This window comes from Acinetobacter sp. CAU_H_29a_1 (assembly GCF_058599505.1).
In genome coordinates this window covers 1283279-1303775 of the sequence record NZ_CM178655.1, presented here as the reverse complement: position 1 = coordinate 1303775, position 20497 = coordinate 1283279, and the positions used below count along the sequence as shown (strand labels likewise).

Here is a 20497-nt window from a genome sequence, read left to right as displayed (position 1 = left end):
CTTCTAACAACTTTTTTGTTAGGGGCTGTTTAAACCGTAAGGAGCTGACAATGCGTCATTACGAAATCGTACTTTTAGTACACCCTGATCAAAGCGATCAAGTCGTTGGTATGGTAGAACGCTACCTAACTCACATCAAAGAAGCTGAAGGTCAAATCCACCGTCTTGAAGACTGGGGCCGTCGTCAATTGGCTTACCCAATCAACAAGATCCACAAAGCTCACTACATTCTTATGAATGTTGAGTGTGGTCAAACTACTCTTGATGAGTTAGAAGAATTGTTCCGTTACAACGATGCAATTATTCGTAGCCTTATCATCCGTCGTGAGAACGCTATCACTGAAGAGTCACTATTGGCTAAGAGTGCTGAAGAAAAACGTGCGCGTAAAGCTCAACGTGAAGAAGCACAACACGCTCAAGACTCTGCTGAAGCATAAGGAGAACATCAATGGCACGTTTTTACCGTCGTCGCAAGTTCTGCCGCTTTACAGCTGAGAACGTTACGTACATCGACTACAAAGATATCGACACTTTAAAACAGTACATCACTGAAAACGGCAAGATTGTTCCTAGCCGTATTACAGGTACTAAAGCTCGTTACCAACGTCAATTAGCGCTTGCTATTAAACAAGCTCGCTACTTGTCTTTGATCCCTTACACTGACAATCATAAGTGAGGTTGAGCTGTGGATATTATCTTATTACAACGCATTAAAAACCTTGGTAAATTAGGCGATAAAGTTTCAGTTAAAGCTGGTTACGGCCGCAACTACCTTATCCCTCAAGGTCAAGCAGTAGCAGCTACTGAAGCTAACACTGCTGCTTTTGAAGCTCGTCGCGCTGAACTTGAGAAAGCTGAAGCTGATGTTTTAGCTGCTGCTCAAGCACGTGCTAGCCAATTAGACGAAGTTAACATCGTAATCACTGCGAAAGCTGGTGACGAAGGTAAACTATTCGGTTCTATCGGTACTCGTGATATCGCTGACGCGTTAACAAATGCTGGTCTTGAAGTTGACCGTGCAGAAGTTCGTTTACCGAACGGTGCACTTCGTCACACTGGCGAATTCAACATCGCAATCCAATTGCACCATGATGTTGTTGCTGAAGTTCTCGTTACTATCGTATCTGAGTAATTTCTTGCAAAAAAAAGAGCATGCTTTTGCATGCTCTTTTTTTTATCTCTATGAAAAAGTAGTTTCTTCGCTCAGCTTAAAACTTCATCAGCCTGCCCCGCAAAATGCCAAATTTGAATATTATGGGTTTTATCCATAAGCCTTGAATTCAGCACACAGCAGCTGCATTTTTTGATAAAGTGCATACAGTTAAATGGCTGTAATTTTTTCCAAATTTACAGTGAAATTTATCTTAAGTTATCCCTCTTACTGTATTAAAAATCAGGGCGTTATATGTCACAGGCGAATGCCACTGCTCAAAAGAGCTCATCGAAACAAGACAATAAACCGAATGAGTCAGGGCAACTGAAAGAATTCCGTACACCTCCGCATAACTTAGCATTGGAACAAGCCGTACTTGCCGCTTTAATGACGGTTGCTGAATCCTTTGAACAAGTTGGCGATGTACTCACTGAAAATGACTTTTATGCGACGCGCCATAAATATATTTTTCGCGCGATTGCACAACTCTCCAAAGACAGCTCACCCTATGATGCGGTTTTAGTGCATGACTGGCTCACCACACAAAACCTACTCGATGCGGTTGGTGGTGAAGAGTACCTGATGCAATTGATGGCAGACTCCCCGTCTAGTTTCTATAACATGGAAACTTATGCCACCAAGATCAAAGAATTTTCGACTTTGCGCAGCATGATCAAGGTTAGTTCTGAAATTTTACAAAATGCCTATGACACCAAAGGTCGTAACGTCAGTGAAATTTTAGATTTGGCCGAAACTAATATTTTCTCTTTGGCAGAACAACACAATAACAATGCCAAAGCTCAAGGGCCTAAAGCCATCAATACAGTTGTAGCTGATGTATTTGATAAGCTGAATGAGCTGTCGCAAATGGAAGGCAGCATTACAGGCTTAACCACAGGCTTTCTTGAACTCGACAATAAAACCTCGGGCATGCAAGCAGGTGATTTGATTATTGTTGCAGCGCGTCCATCGATGGGTAAAACCACTTTTGCCATGAATTTAGTGGAAAGCGTGCTGTTTAATAATGACTTACCTGCCTTGGTTTACTCCATGGAGATGCCAGCCGACTCCATCGCCATGCGTTTAATTTCATCTTACGGGAAAGTCCATCAGGGACATTTACGTTCAGGTAAACTCGATGGCGATGAATGGTCAAAAGTGACGGGCACCATTTTGCAACTGCAAGAGAAAAAGCTCTATATCGATGACTCCTCTGCTCTTCCGCCTACAGAAGTTCGTGCTCGCGCACGTCGTATTGCCAAACAGCACGATGGTAAACTCGGCTGCATCATGGTCGATTATTTACAGCTGATGAAAGTGCCAGGCATGGGTGATAACCGTGTAGGTGAGATTTCAGAAATTTCACGAAGCTTAAAAGCTCTTGCCAAAGAAATGATGTGCCCTGTAATTGCACTATCGCAGCTTAACCGTTCCCTCGAGAACCGCCCAAACAAACGCCCCGTGATGTCAGACTTACGTGAATCCGGTGCGATCGAGCAGGACGCCGACTTAATCATGTTTATTTACCGTGACGAAGTCTATAACAAAGAGTCCAAAGAAGCGGGCACTGCCGAAATTATTATTGGTAAACAACGTAACGGCCCTATTGGTACCGTTCGACTTGCTTTCGAAGGCCAATATACCCGCTTTAGTAACTTATCCCCTGAGTTTTATGCTCAGTACGATGATGAGGAATAATTAAAGCCTCATCGTCGCCTTTCCATGACCCTGTAGGAGTAATTAGGGTGCGTCAAGCAACAGTTTATATTGATAGCCAAGCGCTGCAATATAATTTAAACCGTGTCAAACAACTTGCCCCAAACGCGAAAATCGTCAGCATGGTCAAAGCCAATGCTTATGGACACGGAGTCAAAGACTGTTTAGCAGCCTTAAGTGAAACCGATGCCTTTGGCGTCGCCTGTTTACAAGAAGCATTAGAGATTCGTGAACTCGGCTTTACACAACCGATTACACTGATTGAAGGTGTTTTCTCAGCAGATGAAATGCAAACCGTCATTGAGCAAAATATCGAGTGTGTGGTTCATCAGCAACAACAAGTCGATTGGTTAATCGCACATAAAACCGCGTATATCGCACAAAAGCTTAAAGTATGGGTCAAACTCAATAGCGGTATGAACCGTTTAGGCTTTAAAGTTGCCGAAATCATTGATGTTATCAACACTTTAAAAGCAGAAGGCTTTACATGTGTCCTAGCAATGCACTTTGCCAATGCCGATGCGGATCACCCACTCAATGAGCAGCAACGTGCGCAATTCCTACACATCAAAGAAGCGTGCTCACCAATTCTAGCCTCATGTTGTAACTCAGCTGCTATTTTTAAATGGCCTGAACTTAATTTTGATTTTGTTCGTCCCGGCATCATGCTATACGGTGCATCACCTTTTGCCGATAAAAATGCACATGACTTAGACTTAAAGCCAGTTATGACCTTCACGGCGGAAATTATTGCATTAAATACCATTCAAGCAGGTGAAGGTGTCGGCTATGGTTCGCATTTTGTCGCGAACCAAGAAACTGAACTGGCCATTGTTTCGATTGGTTATGGAGATGGCTATCCACGTGCATTTTCAAAGCAAAACTATGTTGCTATAAATGGTCAGGCAGTAGCTGTTGTGGGCCGAGTAGCAATGGACATGATTGCGATCGATGTGACGGGTTTAAATGCCGGCCTCGGTACAAAAGTTGAGCTCTGGGGTGAAAATCGCTTAGTTGACGATGTTGCGGAAGCCAATGGAACCATTGGTTATGAGCTACTTTGCCGGTTAAGCAATCGCCCTACACGTAAGCAAATCTAGCCATAAAAGCCCAAGTAGAACTTGGGCTTTTATCAACCTAAACTCTCATCAGACTGGGCATCGTAAAGATCTTGCAACAACTGATCAATTTGTTGTTGACTCATACTCTGCGGTTCAAATGTTGCAAAACCCATCTCACGCATTTTGGTATGTACGCGACTCATACGTTGCACATACTTCATGCCCCAAGCTCTAAAATGTGCCGCGCGAATGGTTTTCGCCTCAAAGACTTTAATATCTTTATGTCTAGGGTCTTTCAATAATTTTGACATTAATAATTCTAAAGCAGCTTCATCCCCTTCTAAGCACTGGAAATAATGCTGATCTGCATAATAAAGAACACCTGAAATATTATGTACTGCATTAAAATCACGCGCTTCGCTTAAAATGTCCCGAACATCTTGAAGAAGCTGTACATGATCCGAAGTTGAAGTACTTGCATAGCAAATTTGCTGCATAGACTTCCCCAATTGATTGATTTCATTATTTTTAGCATTTAGCACGTTTATACTAAATAGTCATCCGTCGGCTTTGCCAATTCTTGCAATCCTTTTCTTAATGTATCTGACCATTGCTTGCTAATGCTTGAAAAATACGGATCTTCTTCATCAATCCGCTTACCCACTGGAATATGTAAACTATCTCTCGTGTACACCAAAGCATCTAAGGGCAAACCTACAGAAACATTAGACCGCAAGGTTGAATCAAAAGAAATCAAACTACACTTCACCGCTTCGTCTAAGGGCATGTCATACCGTAATGCACGATCTAGAATTGGCTTGCCATATTTACTTTCACCAATTTGAAAATACGGCGTATCTTTGGTCGCACAAATAAAATTGCCCTGCGGGTAGATATTGTAAAGTTGCATTTCAGCCCCTTTAATTTGCCCACCGACCAATAAGCTACAGTAGTAATTACTTTGTTCTTGTGTGCCTGGTGCCATATCCGCCAAGACTTTTTTCAAAGTATGCCCGACCAACTCAGCTGCTTCGAACATGGTATTGACACTATATAAATTCGGTTCTTGGCTTAACTCCAGATGATTTTTTAAATGCCCAATCACCGCTTGGGTCGTTGCTAAGTTTCCTGAGGTTTGAATCGCAATAAAGCGTTCACCCTCCACACCAAAGGTATACAGTTTCCTAAACACGGATATATGGTCTACACCTGCGTTCGTACGTGTATCACTTATAAAAACCAAACCATCTTGAAGACGAAGTGCACAACAATAGGTCATAGAACATCCTTTTTCAGCTAAACCTTAACAACTTAAAACTTGTACCATGGAATGCATCGATTCCATCCCACCTTTTTCACGTACGCCACGAACGGGAGCTACATCCCAATAATCGCGCCCAATAGCTACATAGATATGTGACTGTGGTTTGAACAATTGATTACTGGTATCAAAACAATACCATGCATCATCAATATACACCTCGGCCCACGCGTGACTGGCGAGGTGTGAAGTTTCAGGCACATGCAAATACCCCGATACATAACGTACCGGTAAGCCCAGATGCTTACACATGGCAATAAAAACATGACTATGGTCCTGACATACGCCTTGCTGCCCATTGAATGCATCGATTGCCGAAGTGAGCACCGAGGTTTCGGCAGATACATAAGGAATATGCGCTAAAACTGCTTCTGACAGTTTCATCAAATTTTCCCGATTCAGCTCAGGCACATACTGATGTGCAAATGCCTTCATTTCGGCATTGCACTGAGTATTGGGCGTCGGTTGTAAAAATAAATTGGGATTCAGACGATCTTGTATGCCATGTTCTGCCAAGCTATTAATTTCAACAATGCCCTGCGCCATTATGGTCAGCTGTTGATAGGCTTCACGTTGCGAACTGGTAATCCAAATATTTTGGAAGGCATCCCGTTTTTCTTCACGCTCTCCTGGCACACTCACATGCCAATGACATACCTTTTGGTGTGAATTATTCGTAGGTGTCATTTTGATATATTGAATGCTATTCAGGGCCAATTCACTATATTGATAATGCGTTTGATGATTGATCATAAGTTTCATACATCAACCTCAAACAATTGTTGAATATAATCACTAAAATGATAAAAATTCATCGCATCAGGTTGCGATTTGAGCTCTAGCCAAGCCTGTGCCAGATTTAGCCAGCCCATTTCTTTTAACAACATGACGATGTTTTCTATTTCAACTAAAGTATTTTGTGCATCTTGTTTCAGGCGAATTTGACGGTCAAGCTGCTCAATCATTTGCCCCAAACTAAAGAATAAAAAGACATCACTGGCTTCAGACTCAATCACATCCTGGCACTCTCCAACCACATCACAAATATAGGCGGTGTTTTCAGTGGCATTTTTGATAAATTGATTCAGTTCTGCATAGGCCTTTGCAGATAGAATCCCACGCAAGTCTTGAACATTACTCTTGGCGCTTTGAAATTGCTGGTTAAATGAAGCAGGGTTGTTTGGGTTTAAAATCAGCTCATTCAGTGAGCACGCATCAAAAGCAGGCAAACAAAATGCATGCGCATAATCCATTGCAGGCTGGTCTTGGGTAAAAGGAAACTGAGCACACAAATATTGAGTACGTGTTAAATAACGCCCTAACCAAAAAATATTTTCAGCATTGGTGCTTAATAAAATCATAGTTCTACCCTCATATTTGTTTATTTTATGAATGTAAGTTTTCCACGACCCAAGTGTCTTTAATTCCTCCTCCTTGGGATGAGTTGACCACCAACGAACCTTCTTTCATCGCAACACGTGTTAAACCGCCAGGGACAATTTCGGTACGATAGGGTGAACTGAGCACAAACGGTCTAAGGTCAATATGACGCTCAGACACACCCGATTCAGTCATGGTTGGACTAACTGAAAGCTCTAAAGTAGGCTGGGCAATATATAAATGCGGCGTCGCCATGAGCTTATCTCTAAATTGCTCAATTTGGCTTTTACAGGCTTGCGGTCCAATCAGCATACCATACCCACCCGAACCTTGCGCCTCTTTGACCACTAACTGCTCAAGGTTCTCCAGTACATAAGCCAAATCTTGCTTGTCACGGCATTGATATGTCGGAACATTTTTTAAGATAGGTTTTTCACCTAAATAAAACTGAATCATTTTATCGACATAAGGATAAATCGATTTATCATCCGCAACCCCTGTGCCTGGTGCATTCGCAATAACCACGTTATGACTCAGATAAGCGGACATCAGCCCTGCAACACCTAAAGTGCTATTCGGCATAAAGCACAGCGGATCAAGATAAGCATCATCCAAACGTCGGTAAATCACATCTACTCGTTGACGGCCCCGAATGGTTTTGACATAGACTTTATCATGCTCTACAAACAAATCACGCGATGTCACCAAAGGCACATCCATTTCACGGGCTAAAAAAGCATGTTCATAATAGGCACTATTAAAACGTCCCGGTGTCAACACCACGATGAAAGGCTGATCGACATAAGCATTTTCAGCCAAGATTTCTTTTAGTAATTGTGGGTATTGTTCTATGCCTAAAATATGGTTCTTCTGCATCAAATCTGGCATGAGTTTTTCACTAATCTTACGACTTTCAAGCATATAAGATACACCCGATGGCGTTCTTAAATTATCTTCGAGTACATAAAACTCACCCTGCCCATCACGGATAATATCAATCCCACTAATTTGGCTATAAATCTGACCTTTTAAACGGTGCTCATACATATGCGGTTGATAAGCTTCATGCGTCAACACTTGCAGTTCTGGAATAATTTTCGCTTTGAGAATGTCTTGTTGATGGTAAATATCATGTAAAAATAGATTTAAAGCTCGCACACGTTGTGCAGAGCCAAGGGAGATTTTATTCCATTGTTGTTTAGCGATCACACGTGGAATTAAATCATAAGGAATGGTGCGCTCAATGCCCTCAGATTCACCATATACAGTAAACGTAATACCTTCATATAAAAAATGCTGTTTGGCAATTTGGTTTAGTTCTTCGAGTTCTTCTACACTATGCTGTGACAACCAGTGCTCAATACGCGCACAAGCCTCACCAGACATCGCTTGGTCATCTGTCATTTCATTAAAGAAATTCGAGGTCATTTGATGAAACAATCCAACAGACTGGCTCGATAGACGATCATGAGAGTGAATCGGATTTAATACAGGAGAGTTAAGCTTATATCCGTCCAACATCGTATTTACATTTGTATCTTTATCTTCTTTAAACATACAAACCTCTCAATTGTTATCGATATGTAACCCATACGTAGCAATATCTATGCCATGGATTTCTAAAGATGCTTTGTTTATTAATCGATAAAAAACGCATTGCTTCAATTCTATTTCGCATTAAGTTGTGTCAAAAAATATAACTGAAAAATTTCAAGCAAAGCTTGCTTAAACGAATGAGTTTTCTTATTGTGTTCACATTCAAGTAAGTAATTTCGACTCCTATATTTTATTAAACTATGTCTATACAAGAAAAAGAAACGTCCAATAGTCTCTATCGCCAATGGCAAATTTTGTCTCGCCTTTCCACTGGAAAATGGATGGGCACTCGAGAGCTGCAAGAGATTTTACAACGTGAAGGTATCGACATTACTTTGCGAACTATTCAACGTGATTTAAACCAAATCTCTCAACGCTTCCCAATTGAAAACAATGGGGCTGTGCCTCAAGGTTGGCGTTGGCGTTCTGATGCTCCAATTCAAAGCTTACCGCACATGACCAGCTCTCAAGCGGTGACATTTATGATGGTTGAAGAACACCTTAAACATCTTCTTCCACCAAGCTTAATTGAAGAAATGAACCCATGGTTTGACTTAGCACGTCGTAGTCTCTCTACCCAAAACAATGTACGCCAATGGATTAACCGTGTACGCATTGTGCCTGCGACACAACCGCTGATTCCCCCGATTGTGGAAAAAACAGCGCAGCAAGCCATCTATGAAGGGCTGCTCCAAGACAAACAGCTGGAATGCGTTTATCAAGGCTTAAACCAAGCGGTTGAAGCAAAAACCTATACGCTCAATCCACTCGCACTGGTTCAAAAAGGTGCAATTATTTATCTGATTTGTACCCGCCACGACAAAACTGATATTCAAACCTTTGCACTGCACCGTTTCAAATCAGCGACGGTTTTAAACACTCGTGCCTTACACCCAGTCAATTTTGATATCGATGAATATATCGAATCGGGCGCATTAGGTTTCCGTGTAGACTTTTCAAAACCTACAGAAACCGTTGCACTTACCCTGACTATGACTGAAATAGATGCGCTGTATTTGGAAGAAACCAAACTCAGTACCAATCAGGTTTTAGAACCGCTTGGAAATGGGCAAATCTTGGTTCATGCTACCGTACCTTTTACCAATCAACTGGTGTGGTGGTTACGTAGTTTTGGTCATAAAATTAGTCACATTGAACCCAAAGAAGTTCGTGATGCAGTTAATCAGACCATCACCGACTAAAATAAAAAAAGCCCCAAGTATTAGGGGCTTTACAGTCTTTTTGGTATTAGATATTTGAATTGCTTGGGTTTGTCGTTTTCATTGCTCATCTTGGTTTAATGCCTCCCCTAAACCAAGATAAGTGCGCTGTTTTTGGTGATTGATACAAACTAGCATTGGCATGCAAGCTCTCCACTGTTAAAACGGATCGATTTCATCGTCATGGTGTTGACCTCATGTTAAGAACGTAAAATCAATTTAAAAGATGGCAATACTTTTGTGAAATAACATGATTGGCTATTTTTATCTGTTTTTATCTTAAACAACTATTTTGCTTTGTTTATCTGCCAAAACAAAAAGCCAGCCTTATGGTCAGCAGGCTTATGATTAGGCCCTTGCATTTCCAAATGCCGATCGCAAAAACCTTTCTCATCAGCAATCGTTACAAATCATCCGCGTTTATTTCTTCCAAAATTGCCACTTGCTACGTTTAGGCCGCTTTTCTTCAATACGCACTAATCCCTTGAGGGCTTCATTATTGATTCTGTCATACATTTTCAAATACTCAGGATTCAACTGCTCTCCGATATATTCAGGCGTATACGATGTACAAGGTTTTCGTAATGAGCGCTCATACCATTTTTGTGCAACGTCTAAATCAGCATTAAAATAGAGCCCTTTTTCATACAAATAGCCAATTTTACATTCCGCATATTGGTCTTTTTGATCAGCCGCTTTTTGAATCCAATACACAGCCTCTTCCAAATCTTTCTCAGTGTACAAGCCATTTAAATACCAATAACCCACTTGGTACTGTGAAGATGCCTCACCTTTTTGGGCATTCAGTAAAAATAGTTTGAAGAATAGTTGTTTGGCTTCATCCATATGCAGAAATGAATCAATCTTTTGGATTTGTTCATTAACCTGATCAATTGAGTAGTCCCGTGCATTTTTGAGAACATGTTGAGCCTGTTGCAGTGGACTTTCTTCGGTAAAGGATGCGATTAATTGCATTGCTTCTGCCTGCATCTCATCTATCCCAGTGATACGCGCATCCAGTACTACATTTAAATGTTTTCGAGCCAATTCGAAGTCTTGCTCAACACCTCGTCCTTCTAAATACATACGACCCAAACTTAAATCTGCCGCTATGACCTGACCTGCTACTTGTTGATACAGTCCAATTGCCATATCTAAATCAAGTGGTACACCTAAACCATGCTCATACTTATCCGCTAAATTATTGATCGCAACGGGATTACCCAGATCAGCAGACTTTTGATACCAATAGACACATTGCTCGTAGTCTTGTTGAGTCCCAATACCATCTTGATACATCCAGCCTAAATGATAATAAGCATTTGCCAAAACACCTTTTTCAGTTTCGGGCGCTTGTGACGAGATTCGATGATACAGATAAAATGCTCGTGCCGAATTAATCACATGTTCGCTCACCACGCCATAATTTGGATAAACTGAATTGACCAAGAAACACGTTAACCAGCCAAAACGATAATAAGCCGCCAACCCCAATGTGGCTGCCCAACAACCCTGTTCGGAGGACTGTTCCAAGAGCTGCAAACTTTTTTGTAAATCTTGTTCGGTGCCATGACTTCGTGCATAGCATCCCGCCAACTGATATAGCGCTATGCTATCCTTTTTGGACGCGGCTTCTCGATACCAGTTAAAGCTTCCTTCTAGACTTTTTTGTAAAATTCCGCCTATGAATAATTGCTGCGCTAACTGACACATCGCAGGGGTATAACCCGACTGAGCAGATTGACGTAGTAAATCAATATAGAGCTGAAACTCACGCTCTTGGTAGGCTTGATCTGCCAAATAATATTGATAAATACCCCGATGTTGCTCGGCTTTACCTCGAATGAGTTGAAGGATTAACGCTCCATGTCCTGTTTCATGCTCAGAAAAACACTCAATACGTTCAATCAATCCCAAACTTTTAGATACTTGCTCCAAGGGTAAAAACCATCGTGTAATGGTATAGAGTCCCGGAACATCTTGCATTTTCACAATGTCAGAAGATGGCTCAGGATCTTTGGGTCGAACCAAAGCTCTCAGCATCTGCATAGGAGATTCTGCTTCTGGTGGCATTAAATTTACCCCAACCAGTTCTCCATCATTGGTTTTAGCAACCTCCCAAACTTTCATAATGGCTTGATCAAATTGATAAAACTCACTACTTTGATTGAGCCAGATAACCACATCACCCGCGCGAATCTCTTCTCCGCTTTTATAATGTAATGACATAATTCACCTTATTTTTTATTGTATATTTCCCCTGCACAGATTTTACCCAAAAAAAAGCCCGCATAAAGCGGACTTTTTCAATAACTTTCAAATATTAAGCAGATTTTTTCGCTTGTGCATTTTTACGGATCGTAATCATGATTAATTGCACTGCTGCAGGTGTTACCCCCGGAATACGATTTGCTTGAGCCAATGTCTCAGGACGTACATCTTTCAATTTTAAAGTAATTTCACGAGATAACCCTGAAACGACATCATAATTAAAATCGGCTGGAATTTTGGTTTCTTCCAAACGCTTCATTTGCGCAACGTCTTCATGCTGACGGTTAATATAACCTGCATATTTCACCGCGATTTCAATTTGATCGCCCACTTGTGCAGACACTTCTGAACCTGTGAGCTCCGCAATTTGAGCAAATGAAATATTCGGACGTTTTAACAAATCAATCGCAGAGCATTCTTTCGATAAATCTGCACCCGTCATTTCGACAAACTTTTTGCCCATTGGGTTGTTTGGTGCCGCCCAAAGGTGTTGTAAGCGACCTGTTTCCAGTTCAACCGCTTCCATTTTTTCACAGTAAGCTGCCCAACGCTCATCATCCACCAAACCCATTTCACGACCCACTGGCGTTAAACGTTGATCCGCATTGTCTTCTCGTAGCATCAAACGATATTCGGCTCGTGAAGTAAACATACGGTACGGTTCTTTCGTACCGAGCGTAATCAAGTCATCCACCAATACGCCCATATAGGCTTCATCACGTTTTGGTGTCCATTGCTCTTGATCCCACGCACGACGCGCAGCATTTAAGCCTGCTAGTAGACCTTGTGCACCCGCCTCTTCATAACCTGTCGTACCATTGATTTGACCGGCAAAGTACAAGTTATTGATGGCTTTGGTTTCTAAAGTAAACTTCAATGCTTGCGGGTTGAAATAATCGTATTCAATAGCATAGCCCGGACGTAAAATGTGCGCATTTTCCATCCCGCGAATTGAACGAACCAATTCAAACTGCACATCAAACGGAAGTGAAGTTGAAATACCATTTGGATAAAGCTCATGTGTATCTAAACCTTCAGGCTCTAAGAACACTTGATGTGAGTCTTTATCGGCAAAGCGGTGAATTTTGTCTTCAATAGATGGGCAGTAACGTGGGCCCACGCCTTCAATGACACCAGTGTACATCGGAGAACGATCTAAACCACCACGGATGATGTCATGGGTTTTTTCATTGGTATGTGTGATATAACAATTCACTTGTTCAGGGTGCATAGATGCATCACCCATGAATGACATAGTCGGTGATGGGAAATCACCCGGCTGTGGAATCATCACAGAAAAATTAACTGAACGCGCATCAATACGTGGTGGCGTACCTGTCTTTAAACGACCCACTGGCAAATTCAATTCACGTAAACGGTGTGCCAGTGAAATTGAAGGTGGATCACCTGCACGGCCACCGCTTGATTTTTCAAGCCCTACGTGGATTACACCACCTAAGAACGTCCCTGCGGTGAGTACAACTGTTTTCGCATCAAAGCGAATACCCGTTTGAGTTACAACACCCTTTACAGTATCACCCTCAACAATCAGGTCGTCTGCGGCTTGTTGGAAAATATCGAGATTTGCTTGGTTTTCTAAAGTGTCACGAATCGCGGCTTTATAGCGAATACGGTCTGCCTGTGCACGTGTTGCACGAACGGCTGCACCTTTACGTGAGTTTAGGATACGGAACTGAATACCACCTTTATCGGCAGCCAATGCCATTGCACCGCCCAAGGCATCAATTTCACGCACCAAATGCGATTTACCAATACCACCAATTGCTGGATTACAGCTCATCTGCCCTAAAGTCTCAATATTATGAGTTAAGAGTAAAGTCTGTCGCCCCATACGTGCCGCAGCCAATGCTGCTTCTGTACCTGCGTGACCGCCGCCGATAACAATGACATCGTAAACTTTAGGATAATGCATAGTGGTAAAGGAGATTAAAAAATGATAACGAAAGATTATAGCAAATTTTCGATTGTAAGTTGACAGATTCCGTGGAATTTATTGTATATGCGGTGCTGTGCTTACTGCGCCAGCACTAGGTTTATGTAATTTTACTTGCAGAGCAGTAGCAAAAACTCAACAAAGGATGCGTTTTGTTACCTGAAAAGCCTTGCATTAATTTGATCATTTTTTATCCTATAAGTTGATCATACAACAACCAAAGGTAAGCATTATGAATAAGAAGATTCTTTTTTCATCCATTCTCTGCGGTTTATTTTTTTCGCCTTTTGTATCAGCCAACGACAAAGTTGAAAAAGTCTATGATAGTCAACGTTATCAACAAGTCTGTAAAGGCAAGTCACAAGGAACAGCGGTTAGTTTTGCCTATCGAGGCATTATTTGGAATGGTACCTGTGAACCTCAATTTTTCCCAAGCTCAAAAAATGCCAATATTCATGGTGATGAAGCTGAGTTAGCCAGCATTTGCCAAGGCGACTCAAAAGCGACATCAATCAATATCGAAGGTAAAGAAATTAAAGGCAAATGTGCCCTTGGTTTTGTAGCACCTAAACCAAGAATGTAAGCAAAACAATTTAAAGTTCATGCTGTATTGAGGGTAAAAAATAGTCCATTTTTTACCCTTTTTTCGACCTTGTAAATTATTGAATTCTGTATACACTCAAAAACACAAAAGATAAAAAACGAATAAAAAAGGTATTCCATGGATTCGGAATTGTTTACAGTTTTTTTGCCTTTGACTTTGGCATTGATGATGATGGGGCTTGGTTTACACCTACGCCCAGCTGATTTTTATCGCCTCACACTGCACCCCAAAGTCATTTTCATCGCGTTATTTTCACAGTTAGTGCTGCTAGTTGGCATTGCGTTCCTGATTTGCCAATTTTTAAATTTAGCGCCTATTTTCGCGATTGGTTTGATGCTCGTTGCAGCCTCACCGGGCGGACCAACGTCAAATCTATTGACCTATTTATTTAAAGGTGATGTTGCGCTCAACATTACTCTTACAGCCACGAACTCCATCATTTCAACACTAACCCTGCCTTTTATTATTAATTTTTCACTGATGTACTTTCTACAAACATCACAACCCGTTGACATGCCCGCCATGAAAATGATGAAAGTTTTTTTCATCACTTTACTTCCAGTCAGTATGGGCATGTTTTTACGTTATTACTTTCCAAAACTTGCCGACAGATTAAACCGCCCAATGCGTATTTTGTCTGCAAGCTGTCTTCTTTTTATCTTTTTTCTCGCACTGTACTTAGAGCGACATAATTTTGTTGAATATGTGTTTGAGATTGGGCCTGCCGTAGCCTTATTCTGCTTCTGTAGCATGTTTATTGGTTTTTTTGTGCCACATCTTGCCAATATTCCAGAAAAGCAAGCCTTAACTTGCTCCTTTGAGATCACCATTCATAACACCGCACTTGCCATTACGGTTGCCCTGTCAGTCTTAGGCAACACTGCCATGGCCATTCCTGCCGGTATTTATTCTATTTTCATGTTTGTATTTGCTGCGTTATTAGGCCTATTAATCTCGCGAAGAAATGACAGTTTATTTTTGAAGAAAGAGACCGTAGCTGAATAAGTTCACGGTCATGATTTATATAATTTTAAGGAGAATATGCACCTATGGATTCAGGAATTATAACTATTATGTTACCCCTAGCTCTTGCCATCATCATGATTGGCTTGGGCTTAGAGTTAACTCCGAAGGATTTTGCACGCGTCAGCAAGCATCCCAAAGCAGTATTGGTTGCTTTATTTTGTCAGTTGGTACTTCTTGTTGGGATTGCCTTTGTAATTTGCATAGTACTCAACTTACCGCCACTGCTTGCCGTCGGCTTAATGCTCTTAGCGGCTTCCCCAGGTGGGAGCACGGCAAATTTATTTAGCTATTTGTTTAAAGGTGATATTGCGCTCAATATTACTTTAACCGCGATTAACTCCGTTATTGCAGCGTTTACCTTACCGCTAATTGTCAATTTTGCCATTCAATACTTTATGCAGGATGGACAACACGTCAGTATGCAGTTTAGTAAAATCTTACAGGTTTTCGCTATTATTCTTATCCCCGTCTGTATTGGTATGTTGATTCGCCACTATGCACCCTCTTTTACCAAGAGGCTGAATAAACCATTGCGTATTTTTTCTGTTGTATTTTTGGTCTTAATCATTGTTGGAGCAATAGCCAAAGAACGCGCACATATTCTGGAATATCTGACTCAGGTCGGTTTAGCCACAGTCATTTTCTGTATTTGCAGTTTAATGATCGGTTATTTTGTACCAAGACTACTGGGGATCAATAGTGCTCAAGCTCGGGCCTGTGCCTTTGAAATTGGCATTCATAACAGCACCCTTGCCATGACCATTGCACTTACCGTGATGGCCAGTACCACCATTGCCATGCCCGCAGCGGTCTATTCTATTTTTATGTATATCTTTGCAGCCATCTTTGGGACATTACTCAACCGTTATGCTCCATCGGTTCAAACCAGTACAGAACAAGCCTAGAACAGATGTAGATCTAAGGATGCTTCGGCATCCTTTTTTATTTTGAGGAATGCTGTCGAACTGCCCCCCGTTCCGCTACAATATTTATTTATACATAAATATTAGGTTATTCCTGTGAAGTGGTTACAAATTCATATTACGGTTGATCAAGCGCAAGTCGATTTTACTGAAACCCTTTTAGAATCTTTGGGTGCAGTCAGTGTCACATTAGATGATGCAGAAAACCAAGACTTACTTGAACCACTTCCAGGTGAAACGCCACTTTGGAATAAAGTCATTGTGACGGGTATCTATGCGCAAGAAGACGACGAAGAAATTGATGTCAATGCATTAGAAACTTTTATTCGCACTCAAATGCCTGATGCACCGATGCGTAGCGAATTTCTTGAAGACCAAGAATGGGAACGCACATGGATGGATGCCTACGAACCAATTCAAATTGCTGACAAATACTGGATCGTTCCTGAATGGATGGAAGCACCAGAACCAGATGCAGTCAACATTAAACTTGATCCAGGCTTAGCGTTTGGCACGGGGAACCATGCCTCTACTTTTCTTTGCCTGCAGTGGTTAGGTAAAACTGATGTTAAAGATAAAATCGTGATCGACTATGGTTGCGGTTCAGGTATTTTAGGTGTTGCTGCTCTACTTCTAGGTGCAAAAAAAGTCTATGCCACAGACATTGACCCTCAAGCAATTTTAGCCACTGAACAAAATGCGGCGCTCAATGGCGTGGCTGAGAACCTTTATGTCGGCTTACCAGATGAGTTTAATTTAGAGCTTGCTGACCAAAAAGCAGATGTCTTTGTTGCAAATATTTTGGCAGGCCCGCTCATGATGTTAGCGCCTGAATTCGCAACTTTAGTCAAATCTGAGGGAGAGTTCGCACTTGCAGGTGTAATTGAAGAGCAAGTTTCTGATGTTTCTAGTGTTTATTCTGAGTTTTTTGATATATTAGAGGTCGAGAAACGTGATGAAAACTGGTGCCGAATCTCGGGTAAACGCCACACCCTTTAAATGAACCCTTAATACACTATGAGCGACAAACAAACCTCTTGCCCTAAATGCCTAACCATCTACAAAGTAAGTGTTGCGCAACTCACTGTTGCGCAAGGTATGGTTTGTTGCCCAAAGTGTTCGATGACCTTTAATGCGCTCTCGCATTTAACCACGGGTCATACTTTTGACACAGGTGAGGAAAGATCGTCGAATCAGAATGACATGAGCATGTCTTCAAATTCAGCATTTTCCTCTCCTCGCGTAGACAGCATTCATTTTGATTTATCGCAATCTGCTGCGCTTTCAATGTCGACATCAAATTTGCTTGATATTTTCAATCTGAAAGTTGAGCACTCCAACATTGACCTCAAAACCTATTTAAACAATTTAAACTATTTTAGTACCGACCCGATTGGTAACTATCCTGCCATGAATTTGGCAGACAACAATCCAGCGAAACCGCAAAAAAGCCCGATGTACTATATGCTTTGGGGTGTGATTAACTTCAGCTTATTGGCATTATTGTGTTTCCAATACTTATGGTTTAACCCACATATCCTCAATAATAGCCCCGCATTAGGTGCAACCTATAATAAAATTTGTCTCGTACTGAACTGTAGCAGCCTACAAGAACGGTACAGTCTGATCAGCATTAATAAATTAAAAGTAAAACGTCTCGATGCACAGAAAACTCAATTTTCAGGTGAACTGATCAATTATCATGACACCAGCCTTCCGCTACCAGATCTTAAGGTCATTTTAAAAGTGGATGGTGAAGTCGATTCAACCTATCAACTGCATGCAAATGAATACTTGATTGATAGCCTGGTTGGAATCAAACGAATTCCTAAAAATAGTCCGTTCAAATTCAAATTTAGCCTGCCAGTCAGCCGTAAAAGCTTCAATCATTACAGTTTAGAAATAGTCCAGCCCTAAAATTTAAAAAAAATGTAAAAAAAGTGAAAAAAAATGCAGTTTTCTTGCTCACTTTTTCTTAGACAATGGTATGATACGCGCCACAAAAGCTTAGTGCTGCAATCTCCTCAGTCTTTTAATACAAATAGAACATCAGCAAAAATGCGCGTTATCGAAATATCGCGTATTGAGCAGATTTTTTTGTTTAAAAAAGGTCGGTAACAAATATTTAACTATTGTTACGCTTATATTTCGACCAACTTAGCGATATTGTGGCATGCTAAATGTACAGTTTTAGAACTAGTCGTTTTAGGATCTAAAACGAAGTTCATTTTAATTTTAGACCACTTTATATATGTCACTTTACCCAAGTGATATTTAGATTTTTCGGATTACTTCGCATGAATAGCAAATCTCCTATTTTTACTGCACAGTCTGATGTCGCTCTTCGTATTCACGTAGATCGCGCAGTTCGCCACTATTTTGCACAACTGCAAGGCGAGCAACCATCTCAGGTCTACGACATGGTGCTGGCAGAAATGGAGAAACCTCTTCTATCTGTAGTTTTAGAATATACCCGCGGTAACCAAACACGTGCTGCGGAGATTCTAGGACTTAACCGTGGAACTTTACGTAAAAAGTTAAAAGCTCACGGTTTAATGAGTGAATAAATGATAAAATGCTTGCGGCTTCCGCGGGCATTTTTTTTACCTGCTATTTTTGGCTTTTTGTTTTAATTCTTGATAACTGTGACGAAGATCATGACCATTAAACGCGCTTTAATCTCTGTTTCCGATAAAACTGGCATTGTTGAGTTCGCTCAAAACCTTGTTGCTCTAGGGGTAGAAATTTTATCTACTGGCGGTACATATAAGTTGTTAAAAGACAACAATATCGCTGTAGTTGAAGTTTCAGAGCATACGGGTTTCCCAGAAATGATGGATGGTCGTGTAAAAACGCTACACCCGAAAATTCATGGTGGTATCTTAGCTCGTCGCGGTCTAGACGAAGCTGTGATGGCTGAACACAATATCGATGCGATCGATCTTGTGGTTGTGAACCTTTATCCATTTGCTGCAACTGTCGCTAAACCGAACTGCTCACTTGCAGATGCGATTGAAAATATCGACATCGGCGGCCCAACTATGGTGCGTGCTGCTGCGAAAAATCATGCTTCTGTCGGTATTGTGGTCAATGCTACAGACTACGACACTGTTGTTGCTGAGCTTAAAACAAATGGTGCTTTGTCTTACGAAACTCGTTTTGATTTAGCCGTTAAAGCATTTGAACATACAGCACAGTATGATGGCATGATTGCTTCTTACCTAGGTGCTCGCGTAGGCAAGGAAGAAGGTCAAGCAGACAAGTTTGCACGTACGTTCAATACACAGTTAAATAAAGCTCAAGACTTGCGTTATGGTGAAAACCCGCATCAGTCAGCAGCATTCTATGTAGAAAGCACAGCAACTGAAGCCTCTGTTTCAACAGCGAAACAACTTCAAGGTAAAGAACTTTCGTATAACAACATTGCAGATACAGATGCCGCACTTGAATGTGTCAAATCATTTGCAAAACCTGCTTGTGTTATCGTTAAACACGCAAACCCATGTGGCGTTGCTGTGTCTTTAGATGGTATTCAAGCGGCATATGACTTGGCTTATGCGACAGATCCTGAATCAGCTTTTGGCGGCATCATTGCATTCAACCGTGAATTAGATGTTGCTACTGCACAAGCCATTGTAGATCGTCAGTTTGTTGAAGTTATCATTGCACCGAGCATCGCTGAAGGCGTGCTTGAAGTCACTGGCGCGAAGAAAAATGTTCGTGTTCTCATTTGTGGTGAATTACCTGCACTTGATGAGCGTGCGCCACAACTTGACTATAAACGCGTAAATGGCGGTTTATTGGTTCAAGACCAAGACTTAGGCATGATCACCAAAGATGATCTAAAAGTCGTGACGAAACGCGCACCAACGGATGCTGAGATTGATGATTTGATCTTTGCATGGAAAGTTGCGAAATACGTAAAATCAAATGCCATTGTTTATGCTAAAGGTCGTCAAACCATTGGTGTAGGCGCAGGTCAAATGAGCCGTGTTAACTCAGCGCGTATTGCTGCCATTAAAGCGGAGCACGCAGGCTTAGTGGTTGAAGGTGCTGTAATGGCATCTGATGCATTCTTCCCATTCCGCGATGGTATTGATAATGCAGCAAAAGCAGGTATTAAATGTATTATCCAACCGGGCGGTTCTATGCGTGACGAAGAAACCATTGCTGCTGCAGATGAAGCAGGTATTGCAATGGTCTTCACTGGCATGCGTCACTTCCGTCATTAATTTACAATAATTCATATTCAAAAATCCCCCTAAATCCCCC

20 protein-coding genes are annotated in these 20497 nt (G+C 41.4%); 13 read left to right on the top strand and 7 right to left on the bottom strand.

What is annotated here, in order from left to right; genetic code table 11:
• Nucleotides 1-50: 50 nt before the first annotated feature.
• The 5 genes from rpsF to alr all read left to right on the top strand — a co-directional run bounded on the left by rpsF (nucleotide 51) and on the right by alr (nucleotide 3969).
• A complete protein-coding gene (rpsF, locus tag AC4MDD_RS06495; RefSeq protein ID WP_004278789.1) occupies nucleotides 51-437 on the top strand; it encodes a 30S ribosomal protein S6 in 387 nt (128 codons plus the stop codon).
• Between the two features lie 11 nt (nucleotides 438-448).
• On the top strand, nucleotides 449-676 hold the full coding sequence (gene rpsR / locus AC4MDD_RS06490) for a 30S ribosomal protein S18 (protein ID WP_004278792.1): 228 nt from the start codon (nucleotides 449-451) through the stop codon (nucleotides 674-676).
• Between the two features lie 9 nt (nucleotides 677-685).
• A complete protein-coding gene (rplI, locus tag AC4MDD_RS06485) occupies nucleotides 686-1132 on the top strand; it encodes a 50S ribosomal protein L9 (RefSeq protein WP_004696433.1) in 447 nt (148 codons plus the stop codon).
• 273 nt (nucleotides 1133-1405) lie between these two features.
• The gene (gene dnaB, locus AC4MDD_RS06480; protein WP_004696432.1) at nucleotides 1406-2851 is read left to right on the top strand and encodes a replicative DNA helicase; all 1446 of its coding nucleotides are present in this window, start codon (nucleotides 1406-1408) and stop codon (nucleotides 2849-2851) included.
• Between the two features lie 47 nt (nucleotides 2852-2898).
• A complete protein-coding gene (gene alr / locus AC4MDD_RS06475) occupies nucleotides 2899-3969 on the top strand; it encodes an alanine racemase (protein WP_114836755.1) in 1071 nt (356 codons plus the stop codon).
• 32 nt (nucleotides 3970-4001) lie between these two features.
• Here the strand turns inward: alr and AC4MDD_RS06470 are convergent, their stop codons facing one another.
• Genes AC4MDD_RS06470 through AC4MDD_RS06450 form a run of 5 tightly spaced genes read right to left on the bottom strand, consistent with a single transcriptional unit; the run spans nucleotide 4002 to nucleotide 8188 of the window.
• Nucleotides 4002-4427 (bottom strand): BLUF domain-containing protein, encoded by a 426-nt coding sequence (locus AC4MDD_RS06470; protein ID WP_419380820.1) that lies wholly within the window; start codon nucleotides 4425-4427, stop codon nucleotides 4002-4004.
• A 47-nt stretch (nucleotides 4428-4474) separates the two neighbouring features.
• Nucleotides 4475-5209 (bottom strand): proteasome-type protease, encoded by a 735-nt coding sequence (locus AC4MDD_RS06465; protein ID WP_491882431.1) that lies wholly within the window; start codon nucleotides 5207-5209, stop codon nucleotides 4475-4477.
• A gap of 24 nt (nucleotides 5210-5233) precedes the next feature.
• The gene (locus tag AC4MDD_RS06460; protein ID WP_058869872.1) at nucleotides 5234-6013 is read right to left on the bottom strand and encodes a transglutaminase family protein; all 780 of its coding nucleotides are present in this window, start codon (nucleotides 6011-6013) and stop codon (nucleotides 5234-5236) included.
• Nucleotides 6010-6612 (bottom strand): alpha-E domain-containing protein, encoded by a 603-nt coding sequence (locus AC4MDD_RS06455; protein WP_114836757.1) that lies wholly within the window; start codon nucleotides 6610-6612, stop codon nucleotides 6010-6012. Before AC4MDD_RS06455 ends, AC4MDD_RS06460 begins: the two co-directional genes overlap by 4 nt.
• Before the next feature lie 25 nt (nucleotides 6613-6637).
• On the bottom strand, nucleotides 6638-8188 hold the full coding sequence (locus AC4MDD_RS06450) for a circularly permuted type 2 ATP-grasp protein (protein WP_114836758.1): 1551 nt from the start codon (nucleotides 8186-8188) through the stop codon (nucleotides 6638-6640).
• Between the two features lie 239 nt (nucleotides 8189-8427).
• Between AC4MDD_RS06450 and AC4MDD_RS06445 the strand changes: the two genes are divergently transcribed.
• Nucleotides 8428-9429: a helix-turn-helix transcriptional regulator gene (locus tag AC4MDD_RS06445; RefSeq protein ID WP_078389314.1), complete on the top strand. Its 1002-nt coding sequence runs from the start codon at nucleotides 8428-8430 to the stop codon at nucleotides 9427-9429.
• Nucleotides 9430-9867: 438 nt separating this feature from the next.
• On the opposite strand, the gene AC4MDD_RS06440 is transcribed toward AC4MDD_RS06445, so the two are convergent.
• Together AC4MDD_RS06440 and mnmG are read right to left on the bottom strand one after the other, a co-directional pair.
• Nucleotides 9868-11676: a tetratricopeptide repeat protein gene (locus tag AC4MDD_RS06440; RefSeq protein ID WP_419380819.1), complete on the bottom strand. Its 1809-nt coding sequence runs from the start codon at nucleotides 11674-11676 to the stop codon at nucleotides 9868-9870.
• Between the two features lie 94 nt (nucleotides 11677-11770).
• On the bottom strand, nucleotides 11771-13651 hold the full coding sequence (gene mnmG / locus AC4MDD_RS06435) for a tRNA uridine-5-carboxymethylaminomethyl(34) synthesis enzyme MnmG (RefSeq protein WP_078389200.1): 1881 nt from the start codon (nucleotides 13649-13651) through the stop codon (nucleotides 11771-11773).
• 253 nt (nucleotides 13652-13904) lie between these two features.
• On the opposite strand from mnmG, the gene AC4MDD_RS06430 reads away from it, so the two are divergent.
• The 7 genes from AC4MDD_RS06430 (at nucleotide 13905) to purH (ending at nucleotide 20457) form a co-directional block, all read left to right on the top strand.
• On the top strand, nucleotides 13905-14255 hold the full coding sequence (locus tag AC4MDD_RS06430) for a hypothetical protein (RefSeq protein ID WP_004696401.1): 351 nt from the start codon (nucleotides 13905-13907) through the stop codon (nucleotides 14253-14255).
• Nucleotides 14256-14393: 138 nt separating this feature from the next.
• Nucleotides 14394-15281 carry a bile acid:sodium symporter family protein gene (locus tag AC4MDD_RS06425; protein ID WP_004982071.1) on the top strand — a complete coding sequence of 296 codons (888 nt, stop codon included), beginning with the start codon at nucleotides 14394-14396 and terminating at the stop codon, nucleotides 15279-15281.
• Between the two features lie 44 nt (nucleotides 15282-15325).
• Nucleotides 15326-16207, top strand: coding sequence for a bile acid:sodium symporter family protein (locus AC4MDD_RS06420; protein WP_004696396.1), 882 nt, complete (start codon nucleotides 15326-15328; stop codon nucleotides 16205-16207).
• A 114-nt stretch (nucleotides 16208-16321) separates the two neighbouring features.
• Nucleotides 16322-17224 (top strand): 50S ribosomal protein L11 methyltransferase, encoded by a 903-nt coding sequence (gene prmA / locus AC4MDD_RS06415; RefSeq protein WP_004696394.1) that lies wholly within the window; start codon nucleotides 16322-16324, stop codon nucleotides 17222-17224.
• Nucleotides 17225-17242: 18 nt separating this feature from the next.
• The gene (locus AC4MDD_RS06410) at nucleotides 17243-18142 is read left to right on the top strand and encodes an MJ0042-type zinc finger domain-containing protein (RefSeq protein WP_148825806.1); all 900 of its coding nucleotides are present in this window, start codon (nucleotides 17243-17245) and stop codon (nucleotides 18140-18142) included.
• Nucleotides 18143-18522: 380 nt separating this feature from the next.
• Entirely contained in the window at nucleotides 18523-18792 is a 270-nt protein-coding gene (fis, locus tag AC4MDD_RS06405; RefSeq protein WP_001086304.1) for a DNA-binding transcriptional regulator Fis, read from the top strand.
• A gap of 90 nt (nucleotides 18793-18882) precedes the next feature.
• Nucleotides 18883-20457: a bifunctional phosphoribosylaminoimidazolecarboxamide formyltransferase/IMP cyclohydrolase gene (gene purH / locus AC4MDD_RS06400; protein WP_419380818.1), complete on the top strand. Its 1575-nt coding sequence runs from the start codon at nucleotides 18883-18885 to the stop codon at nucleotides 20455-20457.
• Nucleotides 20458-20497: the final 40 nt, after the last annotated feature.

What these genes read in the sequence shown, in the direction of transcription:
- rpsF (WP_004278789.1), top strand. Translation starts at nt 51, where the DNA reads ATGCGTCATTACGAAATCGTACTTTTAGTACACCCTGATCAAAGCGAT.
- rpsR (WP_004278792.1), top strand. Translation starts at nt 449, where the DNA reads ATGGCACGTTTTTACCGTCGTCGCAAGTTCTGCCGCTTTACAGCTGAG.
- dnaB (WP_004696432.1), top strand. Translation starts at nt 1,406, where the DNA reads ATGTCACAGGCGAATGCCACTGCTCAAAAGAGCTCATCGAAACAAGAC.
- AC4MDD_RS06470 (WP_419380820.1), bottom strand. Translation starts at nt 4,427, where the DNA reads ATGCAGCAAATTTGCTATGCAAGTACTTCAACTTCGGATCATGTACAG.
- AC4MDD_RS06465 (WP_491882431.1), bottom strand. Translation starts at nt 5,209, where the DNA reads ATGACCTATTGTTGTGCACTTCGTCTTCAAGATGGTTTGGTTTTTATA.
- AC4MDD_RS06460 (WP_058869872.1), bottom strand. Translation starts at nt 6,013, where the DNA reads ATGAAACTTATGATCAATCATCAAACGCATTATCAATATAGTGAATTG.
- AC4MDD_RS06455 (WP_114836757.1), bottom strand. Translation starts at nt 6,612, where the DNA reads ATGATTTTATTAAGCACCAATGCTGAAAATATTTTTTGGTTAGGGCGT.
- AC4MDD_RS06450 (WP_114836758.1), bottom strand. Translation starts at nt 8,188, where the DNA reads ATGTTTAAAGAAGATAAAGATACAAATGTAAATACGATGTTGGACGGA.
- AC4MDD_RS06445 (WP_078389314.1), top strand. Translation starts at nt 8,428, where the DNA reads ATGTCTATACAAGAAAAAGAAACGTCCAATAGTCTCTATCGCCAATGG.
- AC4MDD_RS06440 (WP_419380819.1), bottom strand. Translation starts at nt 11,676, where the DNA reads ATGTCATTACATTATAAAAGCGGAGAAGAGATTCGCGCGGGTGATGTG.
- mnmG (WP_078389200.1), bottom strand. Translation starts at nt 13,651, where the DNA reads ATGCATTATCCTAAAGTTTACGATGTCATTGTTATCGGCGGCGGTCAC.
- AC4MDD_RS06430 (WP_004696401.1), top strand. Translation starts at nt 13,905, where the DNA reads ATGAATAAGAAGATTCTTTTTTCATCCATTCTCTGCGGTTTATTTTTT.
- AC4MDD_RS06425 (WP_004982071.1), top strand. Translation starts at nt 14,394, where the DNA reads ATGGATTCGGAATTGTTTACAGTTTTTTTGCCTTTGACTTTGGCATTG.
- AC4MDD_RS06420 (WP_004696396.1), top strand. Translation starts at nt 15,326, where the DNA reads ATGGATTCAGGAATTATAACTATTATGTTACCCCTAGCTCTTGCCATC.
- AC4MDD_RS06410 (WP_148825806.1), top strand. Translation starts at nt 17,243, where the DNA reads ATGAGCGACAAACAAACCTCTTGCCCTAAATGCCTAACCATCTACAAA.
- fis (WP_001086304.1), top strand. Translation starts at nt 18,523, where the DNA reads ATGAATAGCAAATCTCCTATTTTTACTGCACAGTCTGATGTCGCTCTT.
- purH (WP_419380818.1), top strand. Translation starts at nt 18,883, where the DNA reads ATGACCATTAAACGCGCTTTAATCTCTGTTTCCGATAAAACTGGCATT.